The organism is Vibrio sp. 10N.222.52.B12 (assembly GCF_002875385.1).
GTDB classification, from domain to species: Bacteria; Pseudomonadota; Gammaproteobacteria; order Enterobacterales; family Vibrionaceae; genus Vibrio; species Vibrio jasicida.
On sequence record NZ_MDAW01000110.1, the window covers coordinates 57,209 to 73,285 of the forward strand.

Genomic DNA, 16,077 nt, shown 5'->3' on the forward strand with positions numbered 1-16,077 from the left:
ATTAAACAAGATGAATACTATCGAAGCCTATTGTTTGTAGTTGGCATATACGCATAAATGTTAATACCCATGCTAATTCTCAGCATCCTCATTTATACTGTTCTAAGTCGTATAATACCGCGATAAAACACCGACATGGCGTCTAATACGTTTGAAAAAGTATGCATTCATGCTAGTTCAAATCAAACAGCAATTGCATCATAGGTATCATTAAAAAATACATTAGCATCCACGCCATGACTTCGCATTTGCTCATACTCTTTTTCGTAAATAGGGTGATATTTAATTATCAATCTAAGAAAGATAGGGTGGCTAAGAATTTTTTGTAAATCAATATGATAAAGATAAACGTTGCCGTAATCCTTCGAACAATCAATCAATGCTATCTGCTCAGCTCCCAACGTCTCATACAAAGACATATCTTCCCTGCCTCTCGCGGTCAAAAAAGCATTTTTTACGTTGAAATGATGACGAATGATGTAATTGAGGACTAGGCCAAACAAAAGCTCATAATCATTTGAGTTTTTGAAGAAAGATAGCCCAAAAAACAAAGTATCTTTTTTTGGGTTACTTGTGTAACGGTCAATGGACAAATCTAAAATATCAAACAAAGCACCTACTTCTTGATGAAAGTACATATATGACTCTGGAATTTTACTTTCTATGTTGCCCTTATAAAAAACGTCTACGTTATATTTTTTATTATAGTCATCAAAACTATTTACTTTAGCTGACATTAGATTAATTTTAGAAGTGTAATCACCATATATTTCTTGAGCCTCGTAGTTAGTCCCTTTAAAGTGACAAATTTTAGCATTTCGCTCAGGCTTTAAAATAATAGCATGATAGTAACTATCAAATTGGTTTAGAAATTTTCTATATTGCGACTCTAAAGAAACCGGAACTTTCGGTGCTGAACATTGATTTAAAAAAACATTTAAACAACTAGCCGCATTGGCAATAAGTAATTGACGACAAGATGATGGTTTCGTTACACCATTTGTCCAACGACTCATCGTAATATTATCCAATCCTTGGAATTCTTCATATTCTAAGTGAAGTTTAATCATCAACTCCTTTCTAGGAATCTTTTTAAATACCACTTCTTTTAAGAATTCGTGAAACTTTAACATTAAAATGCCCTTCAGAGTTCATGACATATTGAAAAGCATGATTATCAATAAGCAAAAGAGTGAATACCAGAAAAGGCAGAGAAAAATATAACAAAAGGAACATTCCTACAATCAACGTAAGAAAATAAAACGTCGACTACAGGAATGTACCTACTATCTTGTCTAAAGTTATATATTAAAGAGCCACTTTTGTTTGATTTTTCCCCGAGCTAACTGTTTACAAATAAAAATTAGTTGCGAAACATTAATCATTTGAATGTAACGACTTGATTAGGATAAATAAGTTCTGGGTTACTCTGAAACTTAGGATTCCAATATAGTAGTTCTTTCAAATACACCTGACACTCACGAGCAATTTTAGATAGTGTATCCCCATAAACAATCACATAAGGCTCTGTGCATACTCTCAGTGGCGAGACGTCTGTCATGTCATCTTCCAATAATGAGTCACTATCATTAAGCACAACGCTTTGAGGAATCACTTCTTCAACCTCAGTGTTGTTTGGGGTGGCACGAGACTCATCAAAGCCGGATAGATTAAACGTCAAACCCGCTTCAACAAAGTAGTCTCCATAAGGGTTAGAGCGACTGAACTTGTTTTCAATAAAAATATCGAAGTAATCTGATACAGACACTGAAAATCCCAGTCCCAGCTTGCTGTCCACTCCATTATCAATAAAGTCTACGCCAAGTATTGGATAAACAGAGTAGATATCATTAAATTCGTATTGATAGCCAGCTTCCAAGCCAAAGTAACGTTGAAAATCACCATGGAAAGAGTGATGCATTTGCCCCTTAAGTCGGTAATCATCTAGCTTATACTCTAAAAAGTAGCTGTAATAGTTATGGTTTTCGTCAGCGCTTTGATTGTCCTTTACATCGTAAATACCAGTTGAAACACCAACACTCGCAGATTTTTCATACCCAAATACCAGTTGGGTAGAAAGAAAAGCTAATAGAAATAAACTATAAGTCCAATTCAAACCGAACGGTAACCGCATCCCTGTAATCTCCCTCATCCACATCACCAAAATAAAGCTCTTCAAAAGAGAAAACCAAATCAAAATCTAATGTTTTTCCCACAAAAGGAATCTTTGACGTTGTCTGCTTTAGCTTACCAGCTTCGACAATGTTGCTGTTGACACATCGTGAACAAGCTAAGCTGTACGGAATAACATCACTTGAGGTTGTGTGTTCCAATTCAAATTTATCTGCCGTTCCAGAAGAAAAGAACTGCATCTTTATTCCTGGCTCTATATGTCCAGAGATACTAACTTCATAAGTTGTCGTCCCTGCGACACTGTGGTTCCCAGTATCATAAGAAAGCGAAAAGATACCATCACCTGTCACGTCAACAGCTGAGATGAACGACGGTTTATAGTCAATGGTAAATACCGTCGTGTCATTGTAAGTTTGGTAAGTTGTCGCTGTTCCGTACTTCATGTAATAAGTAACAGGCAAGCTCACCGTTGCATAATAAATACCTGTAGGCGCGTTGGCAGCTTTAAATGCATCAACGAGATTATTCAGCTTGTAAGCGCTTCTATAAAAATCAAATGGCTTATACTTTCTAGTCGCGTTCAGATCATAACTTGCACGACAAGTGTTATTATCTCGAAGAATGTATTGGCTTCCTGCCGAGCTCTCATAACTGCATCTATCAGCATTCGAGTTTTTTGCGACGGTAAAAGGGCTTGCTGTGCTAAATTGAATCCCCGTGTGCTGAAAAGACGTGGATACCTGTACACCTGTGGTCGAACTAAAGGTGAGCGTTGACGTCGGGCTCTTTTGAAAGCTCGGGCTCCAACTATGAACGGGCAACAAGTTGAAAGAACTGCTTGGTTGCCAGATCTGCTGTACGACTTCGCCACCAACGACGTTGGCATTCATCCAAGTGACTTCACTACCAACGACCTTCGCAGTAATGTTGTTAGAGGCATAAGCTAACTCTGTATTCAAGCTAGCTATCGCAATGAGTGACAGACTATATAGATATTTGTTCATTGATACTCTCATTTGCATTTATCACCATGATAGCAATGTTCTTCTTCCCGACGTAACTTGCAGGCAACTTAAATACTTTTTCTGAACCCGCTAATAGCTTGTATTGGTAAATACAGTTACTCGAGAACCCTTTTTCGCACGTGTTAATAACCGCGTTGAGCATGGTGTTGCTCTTATTAGAGAATTTAAACTCTGTATCATTTACACGCTTAATTTCGTAATCTAACTTCACTTCAGACGCAGGATCCATGAAATAAATTCTGTATCCAAAAGCAACAGAGACCGCAGAATCCTCCCCTTCACCGACATAAGGGTATGGGTTAACATCAACCGCATAAACCTGATCTTCTTCAAAATCACATGTTTGCTTCGCGCAATCATTTCGCATCCTAACCGTTCTGGTTTCCCCATCTTTTAATATGATCTGGCTCGGTGAAACTGAAAACGTCCAAGTTGATAAGTTATCCTTGCTTACCTTGGTAACGATTTTCTCTCCATTCACGTACGCGACATGTGCAATTTCAAGGTTTATGAACATGTCTTTGCCATCATTGTTCGTGATTGAAAAATCAGCGAAGTGCTCTTCATTTGCGACTTCAAACAAACTGCTTACCGCCACCGCGTGAGTGAAAAAGCTGGTTAGTGAAGTTAGTAAAAAAAATAATGTTCTCATGGCTACTACCTATTTTTAGTAAATTTATCGGAATCAGAGACTGATAACGCGTAGTTTTGTAATTCAAGAATAACTTGTTTGTTTTTTGCAATGGATAATGTAGGTTTAGAAAATAGCTTTGCAAAATAATGGTTATTGCCGTTAAAGGATATTTGGATTACTTCCATGTCTGTCATTAATTTCTTATATCTTTCGACAATATTGTTATCCTCAAAAGCACCTAGATAATAAATATGGTCTTTCTCATTCCCTAAACCATTAACCACAATTTGTAATCCCAATTCATCTTCTTCGATTTGTGGGAAACAATTACTCTTACCATAAGTACCATCAAGGTACCCTTCACGTAACGCACAAATCTGTTCATTTGCCGTTAACAGAAACTTTCCCCCCCTTTGCACTGAAATGTTATATACGCCATCTCCAACTTTCGCGATAGACGAACATCCTTTGCACTCTACATTATTAATTGGACGGTTATTGAAATCTTCAAAGTAAGTCAAAACGGAAACGACTTCTTCAAACTCGGTTGTGATCTCTTTCAGTGTTCCCGGGTAACTAAACATGTCACTATTTTCTAGTTGTTTGTGTTTATAGCCACTTAGTTCAGTATCCAAGTTGAATCCATACTCATTGTACTCTTCCAACTCAATCAAGGTATATTTACCCTGAACAGTTTCTCTTAGGTTGTTTTGACCATTTCTGCGGATCTTAACTAGGCCCAGGTCATTCTTATCTTGGGTGCTCGTTTTCGCGTTTTTTATGACTAGATAAGATTGTGCTCGCTCTCTAGATGCGTATATATCATCAGATGTAACGATGGTTGTTGATTCAATGTTAGCGGTAAAATTCTGATAATCTTCAGTGGTGCCATTCGCATATAAATTTGCACTAAATTTATCATTGTGGATATTTGCATTTACACCGTAGACAGATTGTGAGTCATTGCCATCAACATACTGAGATAAATCCGCACCTCCGGACAATATCACTCCTCCAGCTTCCACTTGAGGCGCAGAGTATTGTAAAGTATTGCTAAATCGCGTTTTACTTCGTGTCGAATAATCAACACCAGAAATATATGCAAAGCTATCATTCAGATCGAAGTTCACATTGAGTGAGAATATATGCTCGTTTAACCTAGAGTTATTAAAGTCTTTTTGATAGCTATAACCTAAATCGACGTACACATTATTAAAAATGTTCTTATTGTAATTTGTTGATAAATTTAAATTACTTACCTCTAAACCAGAGTCCTCATATTTCTCTCGGTATCTGTTAGCATAAAAACTAAGCGTCCCCTCATAAATTCGAGACGAATAAGAAACTGTCGCTTGTGTATAGTCATTGCTTCCGTATCGGATACTCCCCAACCGGAGTGATTCTGAAGGCGCTTTATTCGCATCTAACATTTCATAATCGAAGTTAACATCTGCAATCTGAAAGTTTGTATTGAACAGGTAGCCGCCCTGAAACTTATTGATATAGCCAGCCACTGCCAAATCTGAGTCTGTATAGTTTGCGCCTACGCCGAACGAAGCCTCTTGATTGGTAAATTGAGTATTGCTACCGATTAACAGTCGGTCACTTAACAACGAATAGGTTGCCGCTAAATCGAGATAAGTTTCCTCATAATCACGTCGGTTGAACGTATTGCTTGATTTCATGACCGAGGCAGAATAATCGTAGCCTCTTAGAGATGTTTCGGAGTTATTGTTGTGTATGATTTTCTTTGAAACTTCTTCTGGATAGCCAACCGGTTTCAATACGATTGATACCTCGTAGTTTCCTCGCGGAAGGTCACGGTAGCTTACGCTGTGTTGCCCTTTTGACACCGAGTTCGTATAAATGACTTGCCCGCCTCTCAACACTTCAATCGTGCCTCTAGCTTTCATATCGAAAAACAGCTTTTTGGTGTTGCCAATATCTTTAACCAGTAGGTTGTCATTCGAGAAATAACTGATCCCTACCGTTTCTTCTTCTCTATTAAAGTTGAAAATAGAGGTCGAGTTTTCTGTTGTGTTTCCGCGATGAGTCTCATACGCTTTTATCGAGCTACCTTCTAAATCATAGGTGTAAGCCAATTCATCAACATCGAACTGACTAGAACTATTGTCGACAACATAGAGTGATGCTTCTAGATCAACGTGTGAACGACCAAAACCAATTGTCGAGTTATTAGTGAGTGTCGCACTTGTTGAGCTTTGATAATGAGTGGTGAAAAGACGATTGGTTGAGATTAGAGCGCGACTATCTTCACTCAATTGAGTAAAGCCTAGATCTGTCATTCCCTCTGAAAGGTAGTTTGCAGGTACTTCAATTAAGACTTGTTTCTGTGAATGGTCGTAAGTGTAAAGAATGTTCTCGTCACTTTTTTGCTCTTCTACAACCGTTTGTAAAACTGCATCAATATGATCGCTAACAACACCCGACCTTGTCAGTGCTTGTTTTAATTTCTCTGGTTCTTCAATGGTCTTAATGCCATCAAAATTGGAGACAACTGAAATAGATGTACGTGTCTCATTTGGTAAGACAAATACTATTTGGTTTGATTGATACTCATAAAAGTGCTCAAAACCTGGCGGAATAAACTTTGAATTGGCATACGCTGAAAACACAGACGTAGCACTAAGAACTAGGATTGCAGTGTTAATCGAGCAAACGCCTATTCCTTGTAATTCTTTTCTATTTTTTGTTTTAGAGTCCATGTAGAAAAACAACAAACCAAATACCTCCAAACCTCAGCACATGAACACTCGTAGCGCTAAGTAAACGGGTCACTTATTAAAAATCTAATCCAATGGAGAGCGTGACTTTTCCACTACATCGCTCATCCTCAACATCAACGTTGTTATCAAAGTCGATTCGAAAATCCTTCTCTACCCATAATGTGTCTCTATCAGTAAAGAAGTCGTCCAACCCGATCTCTTTTCCTACACTCAATACTTCACCATCCAGCGTGTGCTCAGCAAAGTTGGATTTAGTTGGGTTGCCTTTATGATCAAAACATTCACTTAGAAGAACCTTGGTCGATATCTTATAACCAGCAGTAAAACTGCTTGGAACATCAGTCGTCACGATAAGCTTAGTATCAATACTTTTCAGCTCACCTGTCGCTCTATTTACATCAACTTTTAAGCTAGGTTCTTTGAACTTGAATTCTTTAATTCTGTATGAGAAAAATTTTTCATTTTGGATCTCTGCCGACAGAGGTAACACCTTGGTTACAGAGTTGGAAGACAGAGCAATAGAAGGATAAAGCAGAAATAAGGTGATAACTTTCTTCATAGGCTTAATGTGCGCGGCCTAAGTATTAGACCGCGCGTTCCACTTTATGGCGTCGCTGTGTACGCTGCAAATTCCACATCTGCACGTAGTACGGTTGTTGCAGTCACTACATCACCAGCAACCACATTTCCCATACCTGTGCCCGGCGCGTTAGAAATTTTCCACTGGGTTTTCCAAGCATCACTAGCCGTTGATTTCAATGCAGCATTGGTTGCTACAGGAGAACCATCTTTATACACACTTACATCTACGTCAGATAAATCTGCACCTTTCTCCGATGTAAATGCTGGTACGTCTACGCGGTAAGTGATGCTTTCCGGTGCCACACCAGAGCTCGCTGCGCTTTCTGTACCAACAACAACCGGTAGACCGACTTCATTCGTCGCTGAATCGTAGTAACGAACTTCAACAAGTACATTTTCAGAAGTGAAGCTGCCATCTGGATTAATAGTTAGACCTGCATCAGCAAGTGCTCCACCATTTTGACCAGTAATCGTGACCCACTCACCTTTTACTACTGTTGGTACTTTTGCTTCCCAAGTTAGTGTTGCACTTGTTGTATCGATATCACCAGCAGCTGGGTCAGCAGCAGATGCACCAAAAGCAAATAGTCCAGTTAAAACTGCTACAGATAACATTGTCTTTTTCATATTATTACTCTTACTATCCTGTTAAAAATATTGATTGTGGCAATGTTGAAAAATTAATTTCCTCCCTCACCCCACGTGATACATAATAGTTTTTTCATTTTCTTATGAATTAGCATCACATTTAATTGTTGCCCTTCCATGCCAACACTGATAGGCAATTTAATTAATAGAAAACGGACCAAAGAACATCATTACAATATAAATTAACATAAATCAATACCATGACGAGCACATAAGAAATTTATTGTCAATAAAATAGAAAATTCCTACGAAATATTGAACCTGTATTAAATTTTCCAGCTAAATGAAATGTGTTTATGTATCATTTAATCACGACAATAGAAAGGCAAGTAAAAACGTAACGTTAAATACGACAAACATCTAGATGTAAATTACCACCTTCTAAAGAAGGTGGCTTTGTGTGAGCCCCCAAAAAGGCTGTCTCTTGCTCACAAGTGCTCTTCCTCATCAACTTGGACAACGAAAGTTTTGGTGGAAGCTTTACAGCTAAATGTACGTAGCCAACTTGTACATTTAACTCTACAACTTCACATCCAGGTTGATTACAGTAAACATAAATACATCGATAAACTTCTTTACCTATATTGTTCTTCAAGATCCTAAATCGATATTTTGGAGTCCACACTAATATGGTATTGACACCGCCAAAATACGTGGGAAGCTTGATTGTATCTACTCATGTTATTTGTCCTCTTTGACTTCTGGAAAAATCAAAGAGGACAAATAACATGAGTAGTTTTACAGGCAAAGACGAAGCGGATGATAACCACCTACTGAAGTAGGTGGTTTAGGGTTGAAAAATAACAAAGCCCAGCATTAAAAAATGTTGGGCTTTTTATGTATCTAACACACGACTTATTAAATACAGTTCAGCAGGAAAAATGCTTCGTTATTCGAATTGGCAAGTGTTGCGATTCCTTCCCCAGTAGAAATACACCATACTTCACTTTGCATATTACTAGTGGATTCTATTTCAAGAGGAGGACTAGCATTTATAAACTTAGCTGCATTTGGATGACTGTAGTCACTAATATTTATCCATATACTGTCTCTATAATAATCTTGTGAGGGTGAGTTCCTACACGCCTTAGAAACTAAATCGCGTTTTATTGTTGAAAAATCAAACGTATCTTGTTGATCTGTAGAACGGAAAAGGATCGTTCTTCTTTTGGCACACATGTAGCCGTTATGAAACCACTGGATAAACTGAACAGTACTACCGACTGGCAGAGCTATTTCACCGGCAGTAAACTTTATATCAATATTACTAGTAGCACTACCAAAGCTCGCAGTAACAGTAACAATTCCACCTTCAGTGTTTGATACATAAACAGAGGCGACCCCACTTGAATTTGTTTTCGTCGTGCTAGTTATCTTGGCAGACCCTGACGCAGCAAATTGGATTGTTTGGCTAGACAGGATATTACTGTAGGCATCTTTCAAAACAGCATTAACTTGGTTAGTTTCTTTACCATCTGATTTTGCATTATTTTTAACAACTTCTATTTTTGTGATAGTAGCCGTCGCTGGATCTGCATTAAATGCAACGGTAACTGTGCGTGAGAATGATCCAACAGACAAAGTTACGTTAATATTTTCAGCTTTAGTACTAGTTAGCTCAAATTTTGCCTTACCATCATCTCCTGTGTTGACAACATTACTGACAAACTCAGCGCTACCTGTCGTAACACCTTTAATATCCACATCCTTAGCAGGCAGTCCATGTTGTTTAAACTCGGCTTCGACAACGATTTTTGCGCTATCATTTGCAACTGCCGATGTTGTCAACGCTTTGACTGTCAGCACTCCGTAACTATAATCGTTCACAAAACGAGCATATGAAGTTAATCCTATCGTTTTGTAAGTTGCTTTGATGCCAACCGATTCCGCAACCGTGTTTGTAAAATTGACAACAGCGTTGCCATTTTCATCCGTCACACCTGTTGTATTGTTTAATTTGGCTGTTGAGCTGTCCGGTGCACTGAAATTAACAGTTACATCAGGAACGGAGTTATAGTTTTTATCTACAATTAAGGCAGTTATCTGGTTTTGCTCAATACCATCCGCCAGGGCATTGTTCTGGGAAGTCGATATCTGCTTCAAAACAGCAGTGCTTATGTCCGCAATGAAAGTGACCTGTTGAGAAACAGAAAACTCCCCACCAACCTCTACTGATATGTCAACTGATTCTGCTTTTATGTTGGTTACTTCAAATCTGGCTGTTCCGCTACTATCAGTAATCTGCGAACTCTTGATTAAATTAGCCCGTCCGGATACAGACGCTGTCATTTTAACTCCTGATGCAACTTTCCCATTTATAAGGAAGGTAGCTTCCACAACCGCTTTATCACTTCCGTTAGCTACAACTATCCTATCAATTGCTTTGACAGATAGCGCACCATTACTCACACAGGTAACATAGTAGCTTTGTCCGTCATCGGTAAGCTCTTGTCCACTAGATAGACTAACTACACTATAAGTAGAGGCATCTAGTGTTATGTAACCACGCGAAAGAGGCCAGCCTTTGCTATTCCCCTTATCACTTGACCACACGGCTTGAAGTTCAGGCTTTGTCGGTAATCGCCCTAACGTTCCACAGTACTGAGCCGCATTACCTTGACGAAATACAGCTACGGCAGGTTTCGCTGAATGCGCAGAGTCAAAATAGGTGCCGTCATTTCGAATCCCACCACTATCTGCTTCACTTTTCGTTAGAGGAGCACTGTAGATCTGGTTGTTGTAATAGTAGTCACCCCATAAACCCGTTTGAGTTGGGTTAATCGCAACAATCTTCATCAATGCAACATCAAAGCCACCACGATGATCGGTAACAATGGCATTTACATAATACTGCCCTGCGTGCTCAACTCTGAAGGTGAATGTTTTGTTCTTTGTATCTGAGGCATCCGACAAAGCAACTGCTGAGTCAAATGCAACAACTTGGATTAATTGGAAGTTGTCGTCCTGCTTATCAATAACATAAGGTGAAATATCGATAGTTGCCGTTTTGCCAACTTCTACGGTATCGAGGATTTCAATTTTGTCAGGGATGTCTATACCAACAGAGCTGCGTTCAGAAACTGTCACCACAGCAGAACCAACCAACACGTTGCCGCTACTGTTTTCTAGCGTGTATAAAATACGCTCATTGCCTTTGAACGTTGCTGCAGGTGTATATGAAATCTTGTTATTTGTTTTATCGAGAGAGACAGTTGATGAACTGCCTGTTGGCATTAAGATGACATCATCAGTCAAAGAGAAACCAGACAAAGACGTGTTATCACCAACTTTTGTGAGCTCATTTTCGATGTTGATTTCCAAGGTCTCACCTTGATAACCAGCAACACCAAATGGAACCAATTCTGCTTGTTGCGCATTGTTTGCAACCACGACACGGCTCACGCCACTTCGTTTACCAATCATTTGGTAACCACTTGAATATCCATCAAGTCCAACCGTGTATTGGTAGTCACAAACCATTGCGTGATCAGAGATAATTTGGAAGCTTTCATTATCACTATCAACAAGTTGACAGCTTGGATCTGATGATAAAACTTCAACTTCAGCAAGGGAGATACGCTCTCCTCCCGAACGCGCAACTTTATCGACTACATTAACTCGGACTTCTTCCGAGTCAGTACTTTGAACGACACTATAAAAGTCTTCCGCATGAACAGAAACATACTGGTCAACTTGGTTTTCAGGCCATATTTCGCTTGAATTTCCTGAATCAGATTCGCCACCGCACGCAACTAAGATAGGAAGTAAACCTAGAGGTAGAAGTGTACGTACCCATTTCTTTAAACTATTTACTTTTTGTATCGGCATAGAACTCACACTTAAGTAATCGCCTCTTAAATCTGCGCGAGTGGGCTCATTAGACGGAAGGTAAGCTGTATTTGGGAAAGAAACAGAGCTAGATAATAGTGCTTTCCCAATACTCGTAGAATTTAAACTTGAGTTAAACCGCACACCACCAATAAAACCACCAACACACGCCAAGGCTTTGGATGCATATTTACCGATTATCATTTTTTAAGCGATTCATTGTTTAGCACTAAAAGCACATTACTCATTAGCTTGCTAACAAACACGAGAAAGCCCTGATAAAAAACCAAAAAGCCACCACTTTTCAGTGATGGCTTTGCTTCATCGATGTTGCTTTGTCTTAATTAGCGAGGATCAAGGCCTAGCTTTTGTAGTACCAGTTTGAAGTTCTCGCGGCGCTCTTTCACGTTGTGAACATCACCAGTCGAACACGTCAAATCCGGACAGCCACGGTTAACGATGCCTGAAACGTCATCGATAAATTGAGAACCTTGCAGGCCACTATCTACGTACTTCTTCAGCTCGTTGTGGTAGTTCCAATCAGCGTACTGACCGCCTTCATCGTTGTATGCCTGAACTGACGTTACCCAGTAGAACAGACCTGCGATCCACTTGATCTCTTTGTTCTCTTCCGAGCTACAAATCAGACCTGGGTTAGAACAGAAGTCTAGCTCAGCATAAAGTGGGTTCGCCGGTGGCGCTTCTACCGTTACGCCGTCAATTGTCTTACCAATGGTTGATGGGTCAACGTGCGAACGACCTAGGTAGTGGTTAAGCGTACCGAAGTTCTGACGACCTGTGGTTTGGATAACACCACGACCCCACCAGCCACAGCCTTCAACGCTTTCTTGACTGCTGCCGTCCCAAATGAACTTACCTGCTTTCTGACCAACGTAAGTCTTACATTCGTCACGTTCCCACACTTGCTTAGACGTATCTACGCTTTCTGGAACATCGTTACAGTGACCGTTGTTTGTCCAACGACCTGCTGCACCGTTCACCAATAGGCCGCGCTCTTCAAGTACTGCATCAGGTGCCGCAAAGACTGGAGCTGGAGCGCCATACCATTTCGCATGAGTCAGAGCACTGACTTCCATCTTGTCATCACGAGGACAAGAGTAAGCATGGTCCAAACCAGAAACTGGGTTTACGCCGTAATCTGCGTATTTCTGACCCAATTGACCGCAGCTTGCTGTCATTGGGTAATCCGCTGGCGCGCCATATTTCACTTCAGACCAGTTGTTTTCATCACACGCGTTGTAGCGAATGGTCTCTTGCATACTTTGCGCAAGGAACGCAGCAATCGCGACTTTCGCGTATTTGATGTTGGTTGCGTCATCAACTTCATCGTTCATTAGCCAGAACTTGTTGCCCGCTACACCAATGTTGTGCATTGCGTTCAAGCCATCTAGGAAGTCGTTCCACTTGTAAACCGTTGACGGAACCCACTGAGACTGCGGCGTTTCGTATAGGAAGGCTTCGTTATCCATTACGCTTTCAGCATCTGCTAACTCTTGGTTTAGCGCTTCAATACGAGTCAACGAACCTTTCTCTAACTCTTCACCTACGTAGTACAGTGGCACTTTCGCCGTTTGGTAAAGCTCAATCTTGCTGGTTAGGGCTTGAGAGTCTTGATCAAACATCAATGCAAACACGTTGCTGTACGCTGCTTTACGGATTTGCTGATCGGTTTGCGTGTTACCCATGAAGTAGTTTGCGGTTTGCTCTGTCGGCATGTTCGCTAGCATTGCAGGCGCATCAACGTAATCTGTCACCTGTTTTACGTATTCAAGTGCGTGGTGCCACTGCTCGCTGGTTAGTGCAGTTGTTGCATTCGATTTAGTAAACGCAACAAAGTCAGTTTTGTTCACAGAATCTGCTTTGTAAAGCTCGAAGCTATCAAGTAGATCTGCCGTGAAAACAGACGCTTCATCCCATACAGACTGACGACCAGAGTGGGTATCGTAAGCAAACTCGCCAATGCTTAGTGACCAACCAAATGTCGCTTGTGGTGCAAGGGTTGTGAAGATCAAGTTGTAAGCATGTGCCCAGCCTTTCACGTCATCGCTCAGTGCGTTGATCGCATCAATATCAATACGGCTACCCGTGATATCAATAGCATTCGTCAGTGCTTGTTTAACCGCAACGGTACCAAACGATGCACCTTTGTCTTGCGTAGCCAGATCCAGAACATCCGATTGAATCACGATTGATGCTGTACCCGCGTTCTCTGCTTGTTCGATAGCCGACACAAACGAACGTGTCAGTTGCTCTAGATCTGTTAGCGCATCACTGCTGCTTGCTGCGATAGTTAACGTGCTTGGCGCTTGAGTGGAAGGGCTCGCCACTACGAATGTATTTGGCCAACCTGCCACTTCTAGACGCACTGGGTCCATTGGGTTGCGCAATGATAGCTCTGGCGCTGTACCTGGCTCAGTACCATCACAGTTTAGATGCAATGACCATGAGCTATCGCTGCCAGAAACAGATTGCGTCCAATACACCGCTGAGTAAGCAATGTTCTTATGAACCATAATGTCGCCGCCTGTTGCGTGATCACCACGAGTCCAGTCTGGGTACACATTAAAGTCAGCACACAGTCCACCTGTTGGCGGAGGTGTCGGTGTTTCTACTTTTTCAACTGTGATGTTTACACGTGCTGTCGCCGTTAGGTTCTCAGCATCCGTCGCAATCGCTTCTAGCTTAACTGCACCAACTTCTGACGCCGTCCAGTTACAAGAGAACTGGTTTGTGGTTGATGCATTAAAATCACAGATTTGCTTGTTGTTTGCTTTCACGACAACGCGAGACAAATCGTCATCAGCATCCGTTGCACGAACAGAAATCGAAACCGCTTCGCCTTTTTCAAACTTCGAACCATTTGAAGGCGAAGAGAAGCTTACTTCTGGCTTAACAAAGCTTGGAGCTGCTTCAATAGCAACAGTGATACTGCGTTGTTCAACCATTTGGTTGTTCTGATCGAGAACCACCACTTTAAGTGTCGCATTGCCCACTTCATTTGGTGTCCATGATTGAGAATACGTCGTTTGACCTGCAGCGATGTTACGTTGACCTAACTTACGGTCATTCGCCCAGAACTCCAATTTAGAGATCAATTCACCCTCAACACGCGCTTTGATCGTCGTTGCCTGACCCACCATCAATGTTTGACCTTGTGTAGGCGCGACGAACGTCAGCTCATGCACTTCTGGTGTCACAGGTGGTTCAACTGGCTTCTCTTTTACTGAAATGCTGATCGCTTGTTGCTGTGTAAGACCAGAGGTGTCTTCCACTACAGCTTTGATCGTGTGAGCGCCTGCGCCAACAGAAGTCCAACTTGCTTGGAATGGGGCTTGCGTTACACGAGCCACTTGTTTGTTGTCGACAAAGAAAGTCACGGCTTTAACGCTGGTATTAGTCGCCGTCACGTTTGCTAGCATGGACACCGCTTGACCTTCTTCAAACTCAGCTCCGTTCACTGGCGATGCCAATTGAAGAGAAATTTCTGGTTCGCCAACTTCGCCCTCATCGTCAGCAATCAGACGAATGGTATTCTGAAGAAGAGTCAGATCCAATACGCCGCTCACACCCAACGTTAGCTCAATACGCTCACCAGCCGGAAGTTGTGATTTCACCCAGCTACCGCTATCAAAAGCCAGCGCAAGCGTGTTCTTGAACAGGTTACCCTGTGCGTCGCTGGTGAACTTCATACCTGGGTAGCTGATGCCCGTCGCAGACCAAGATGGTGTCGACATAGATAGGTTTGAATCAAACGTCACTTTTGCATCACGCAGTTCAACTGGCTTTGAACTGTCGTTCGTTAGGATCACTTTGTAAGTGTTCCACCACTGGCTTTCTGAGCCGACGATAGTTGCGTCTGTGATCACTCCTGCGTGTACAGCAGGCAATCCCATACCGATCGCCAGTGCTAAAACACTTGGCATGATCGCTAGCGTATTCTTTCTCATAATTAAGGACTTATACAAACAACAATAAAAAGGAACAGCATTATAGAGGGGGACTTTTTTCGCGCCGCAGCGGACAGATGTAACCAAATGTAACTCAACTTACAGGTGTAAAAGTGCCAAAAATAAAGCGTCTTTTTACGTCAATTTGACGACATTTCGCGCGCAATCGATAAGCAAACATAAATCTGGGACTCTAGTTCAATTTTCTGAAAGTGGGCGCGAGATAAAACAAATCAATTTATCCGTTTCTACAAATAGTGTGATTTGTGTTTTTTACGCCTTTATGCAACTGAAAATCAATAAGTTACAGAATAAATACAGTTGAAATACTTAGTTACATGTTAGCGAAAAAAACGCCAAAGCTAGAGCGATATGAGAGCACAAAAGAAGCGCCTGAAGCGGTTATAAAGATCGTCTTCACACTTCTTAACTGAAGCGCTAAAAATAAGGTATATGAATGATCATCCAGTGAAAACGATAAGTATAACTTTGCAACAAAACGTCAATATCCG

At 41.0% G+C, this 16,077-nt stretch carries 9 protein-coding genes and 1 pseudogene; all 10 read right to left on the reverse strand.

The annotated features are described in order from the left end of the window. Positions 1–182: 182 nt before the first annotated feature. Complete coding sequence (locus tag BCT11_RS09360; RefSeq protein ID WP_102388182.1) at positions 183–1,133, reverse strand: hypothetical protein; 951 nt, start codon at positions 1,131–1,133, stop codon at positions 183–185. 248 nt (positions 1,134–1,381) lie between these two features. After that, positions 1,382–2,134 carry a LysM peptidoglycan-binding domain-containing protein gene (locus BCT11_RS09365; protein ID WP_157939359.1) on the reverse strand — a complete coding sequence of 251 codons (753 nt, stop codon included), beginning with the start codon at positions 2,132–2,134 and terminating at the stop codon, positions 1,382–1,384. Continuing rightward, positions 2,100–3,137, reverse strand: a complete 1,038-nt coding sequence (locus BCT11_RS09370; RefSeq protein ID WP_102388184.1) for a hypothetical protein — start codon at positions 3,135–3,137, stop codon at positions 2,100–2,102. Before BCT11_RS09370 ends, BCT11_RS09365 begins: the two co-directional genes overlap by 35 nt. Next, positions 3,118–3,810, reverse strand: a complete 693-nt coding sequence (locus BCT11_RS09375; protein ID WP_102388185.1) for a pilus assembly protein — start codon at positions 3,808–3,810, stop codon at positions 3,118–3,120. The genes BCT11_RS09370 and BCT11_RS09375 overlap by 20 nt, the downstream gene beginning before the upstream one ends. A gap of 5 nt (positions 3,811–3,815) precedes the next feature. After that, complete coding sequence (locus BCT11_RS09380) at positions 3,816–6,518, reverse strand: TcfC E-set like domain-containing protein (RefSeq protein WP_102388186.1); 2,703 nt, start codon at positions 6,516–6,518, stop codon at positions 3,816–3,818. A 76-nt stretch (positions 6,519–6,594) separates the two neighbouring features. Beyond that, positions 6,595–7,098, reverse strand: coding sequence for a hypothetical protein (locus BCT11_RS09385; RefSeq protein WP_102388187.1), 504 nt, complete (start codon positions 7,096–7,098; stop codon positions 6,595–6,597). 44 nt (positions 7,099–7,142) lie between these two features. After that, on the reverse strand, positions 7,143–7,748 hold the full coding sequence (locus BCT11_RS09390) for a hypothetical protein (RefSeq protein WP_102388188.1): 606 nt from the start codon (positions 7,746–7,748) through the stop codon (positions 7,143–7,145). Positions 7,749–8,214: 466 nt separating this feature from the next. Further along, positions 8,215–8,449: pseudogene (gene tnpA, locus BCT11_RS09395) on the reverse strand (IS200/IS605 family transposase); the annotation flags it as partial. A 178-nt stretch (positions 8,450–8,627) separates the two neighbouring features. Next, positions 8,628–11,801, reverse strand: a complete 3,174-nt coding sequence (locus BCT11_RS09400; protein WP_102388189.1) for an Ig-like domain-containing protein — start codon at positions 11,799–11,801, stop codon at positions 8,628–8,630. Positions 11,802–11,941: 140 nt separating this feature from the next. After that, positions 11,942–15,565, reverse strand: a complete 3,624-nt coding sequence (locus BCT11_RS09405) for an Ig-like domain-containing protein (protein ID WP_102388190.1) — start codon at positions 15,563–15,565, stop codon at positions 11,942–11,944. Between the last annotated feature and the right edge of the window lie 512 nt (positions 15,566–16,077).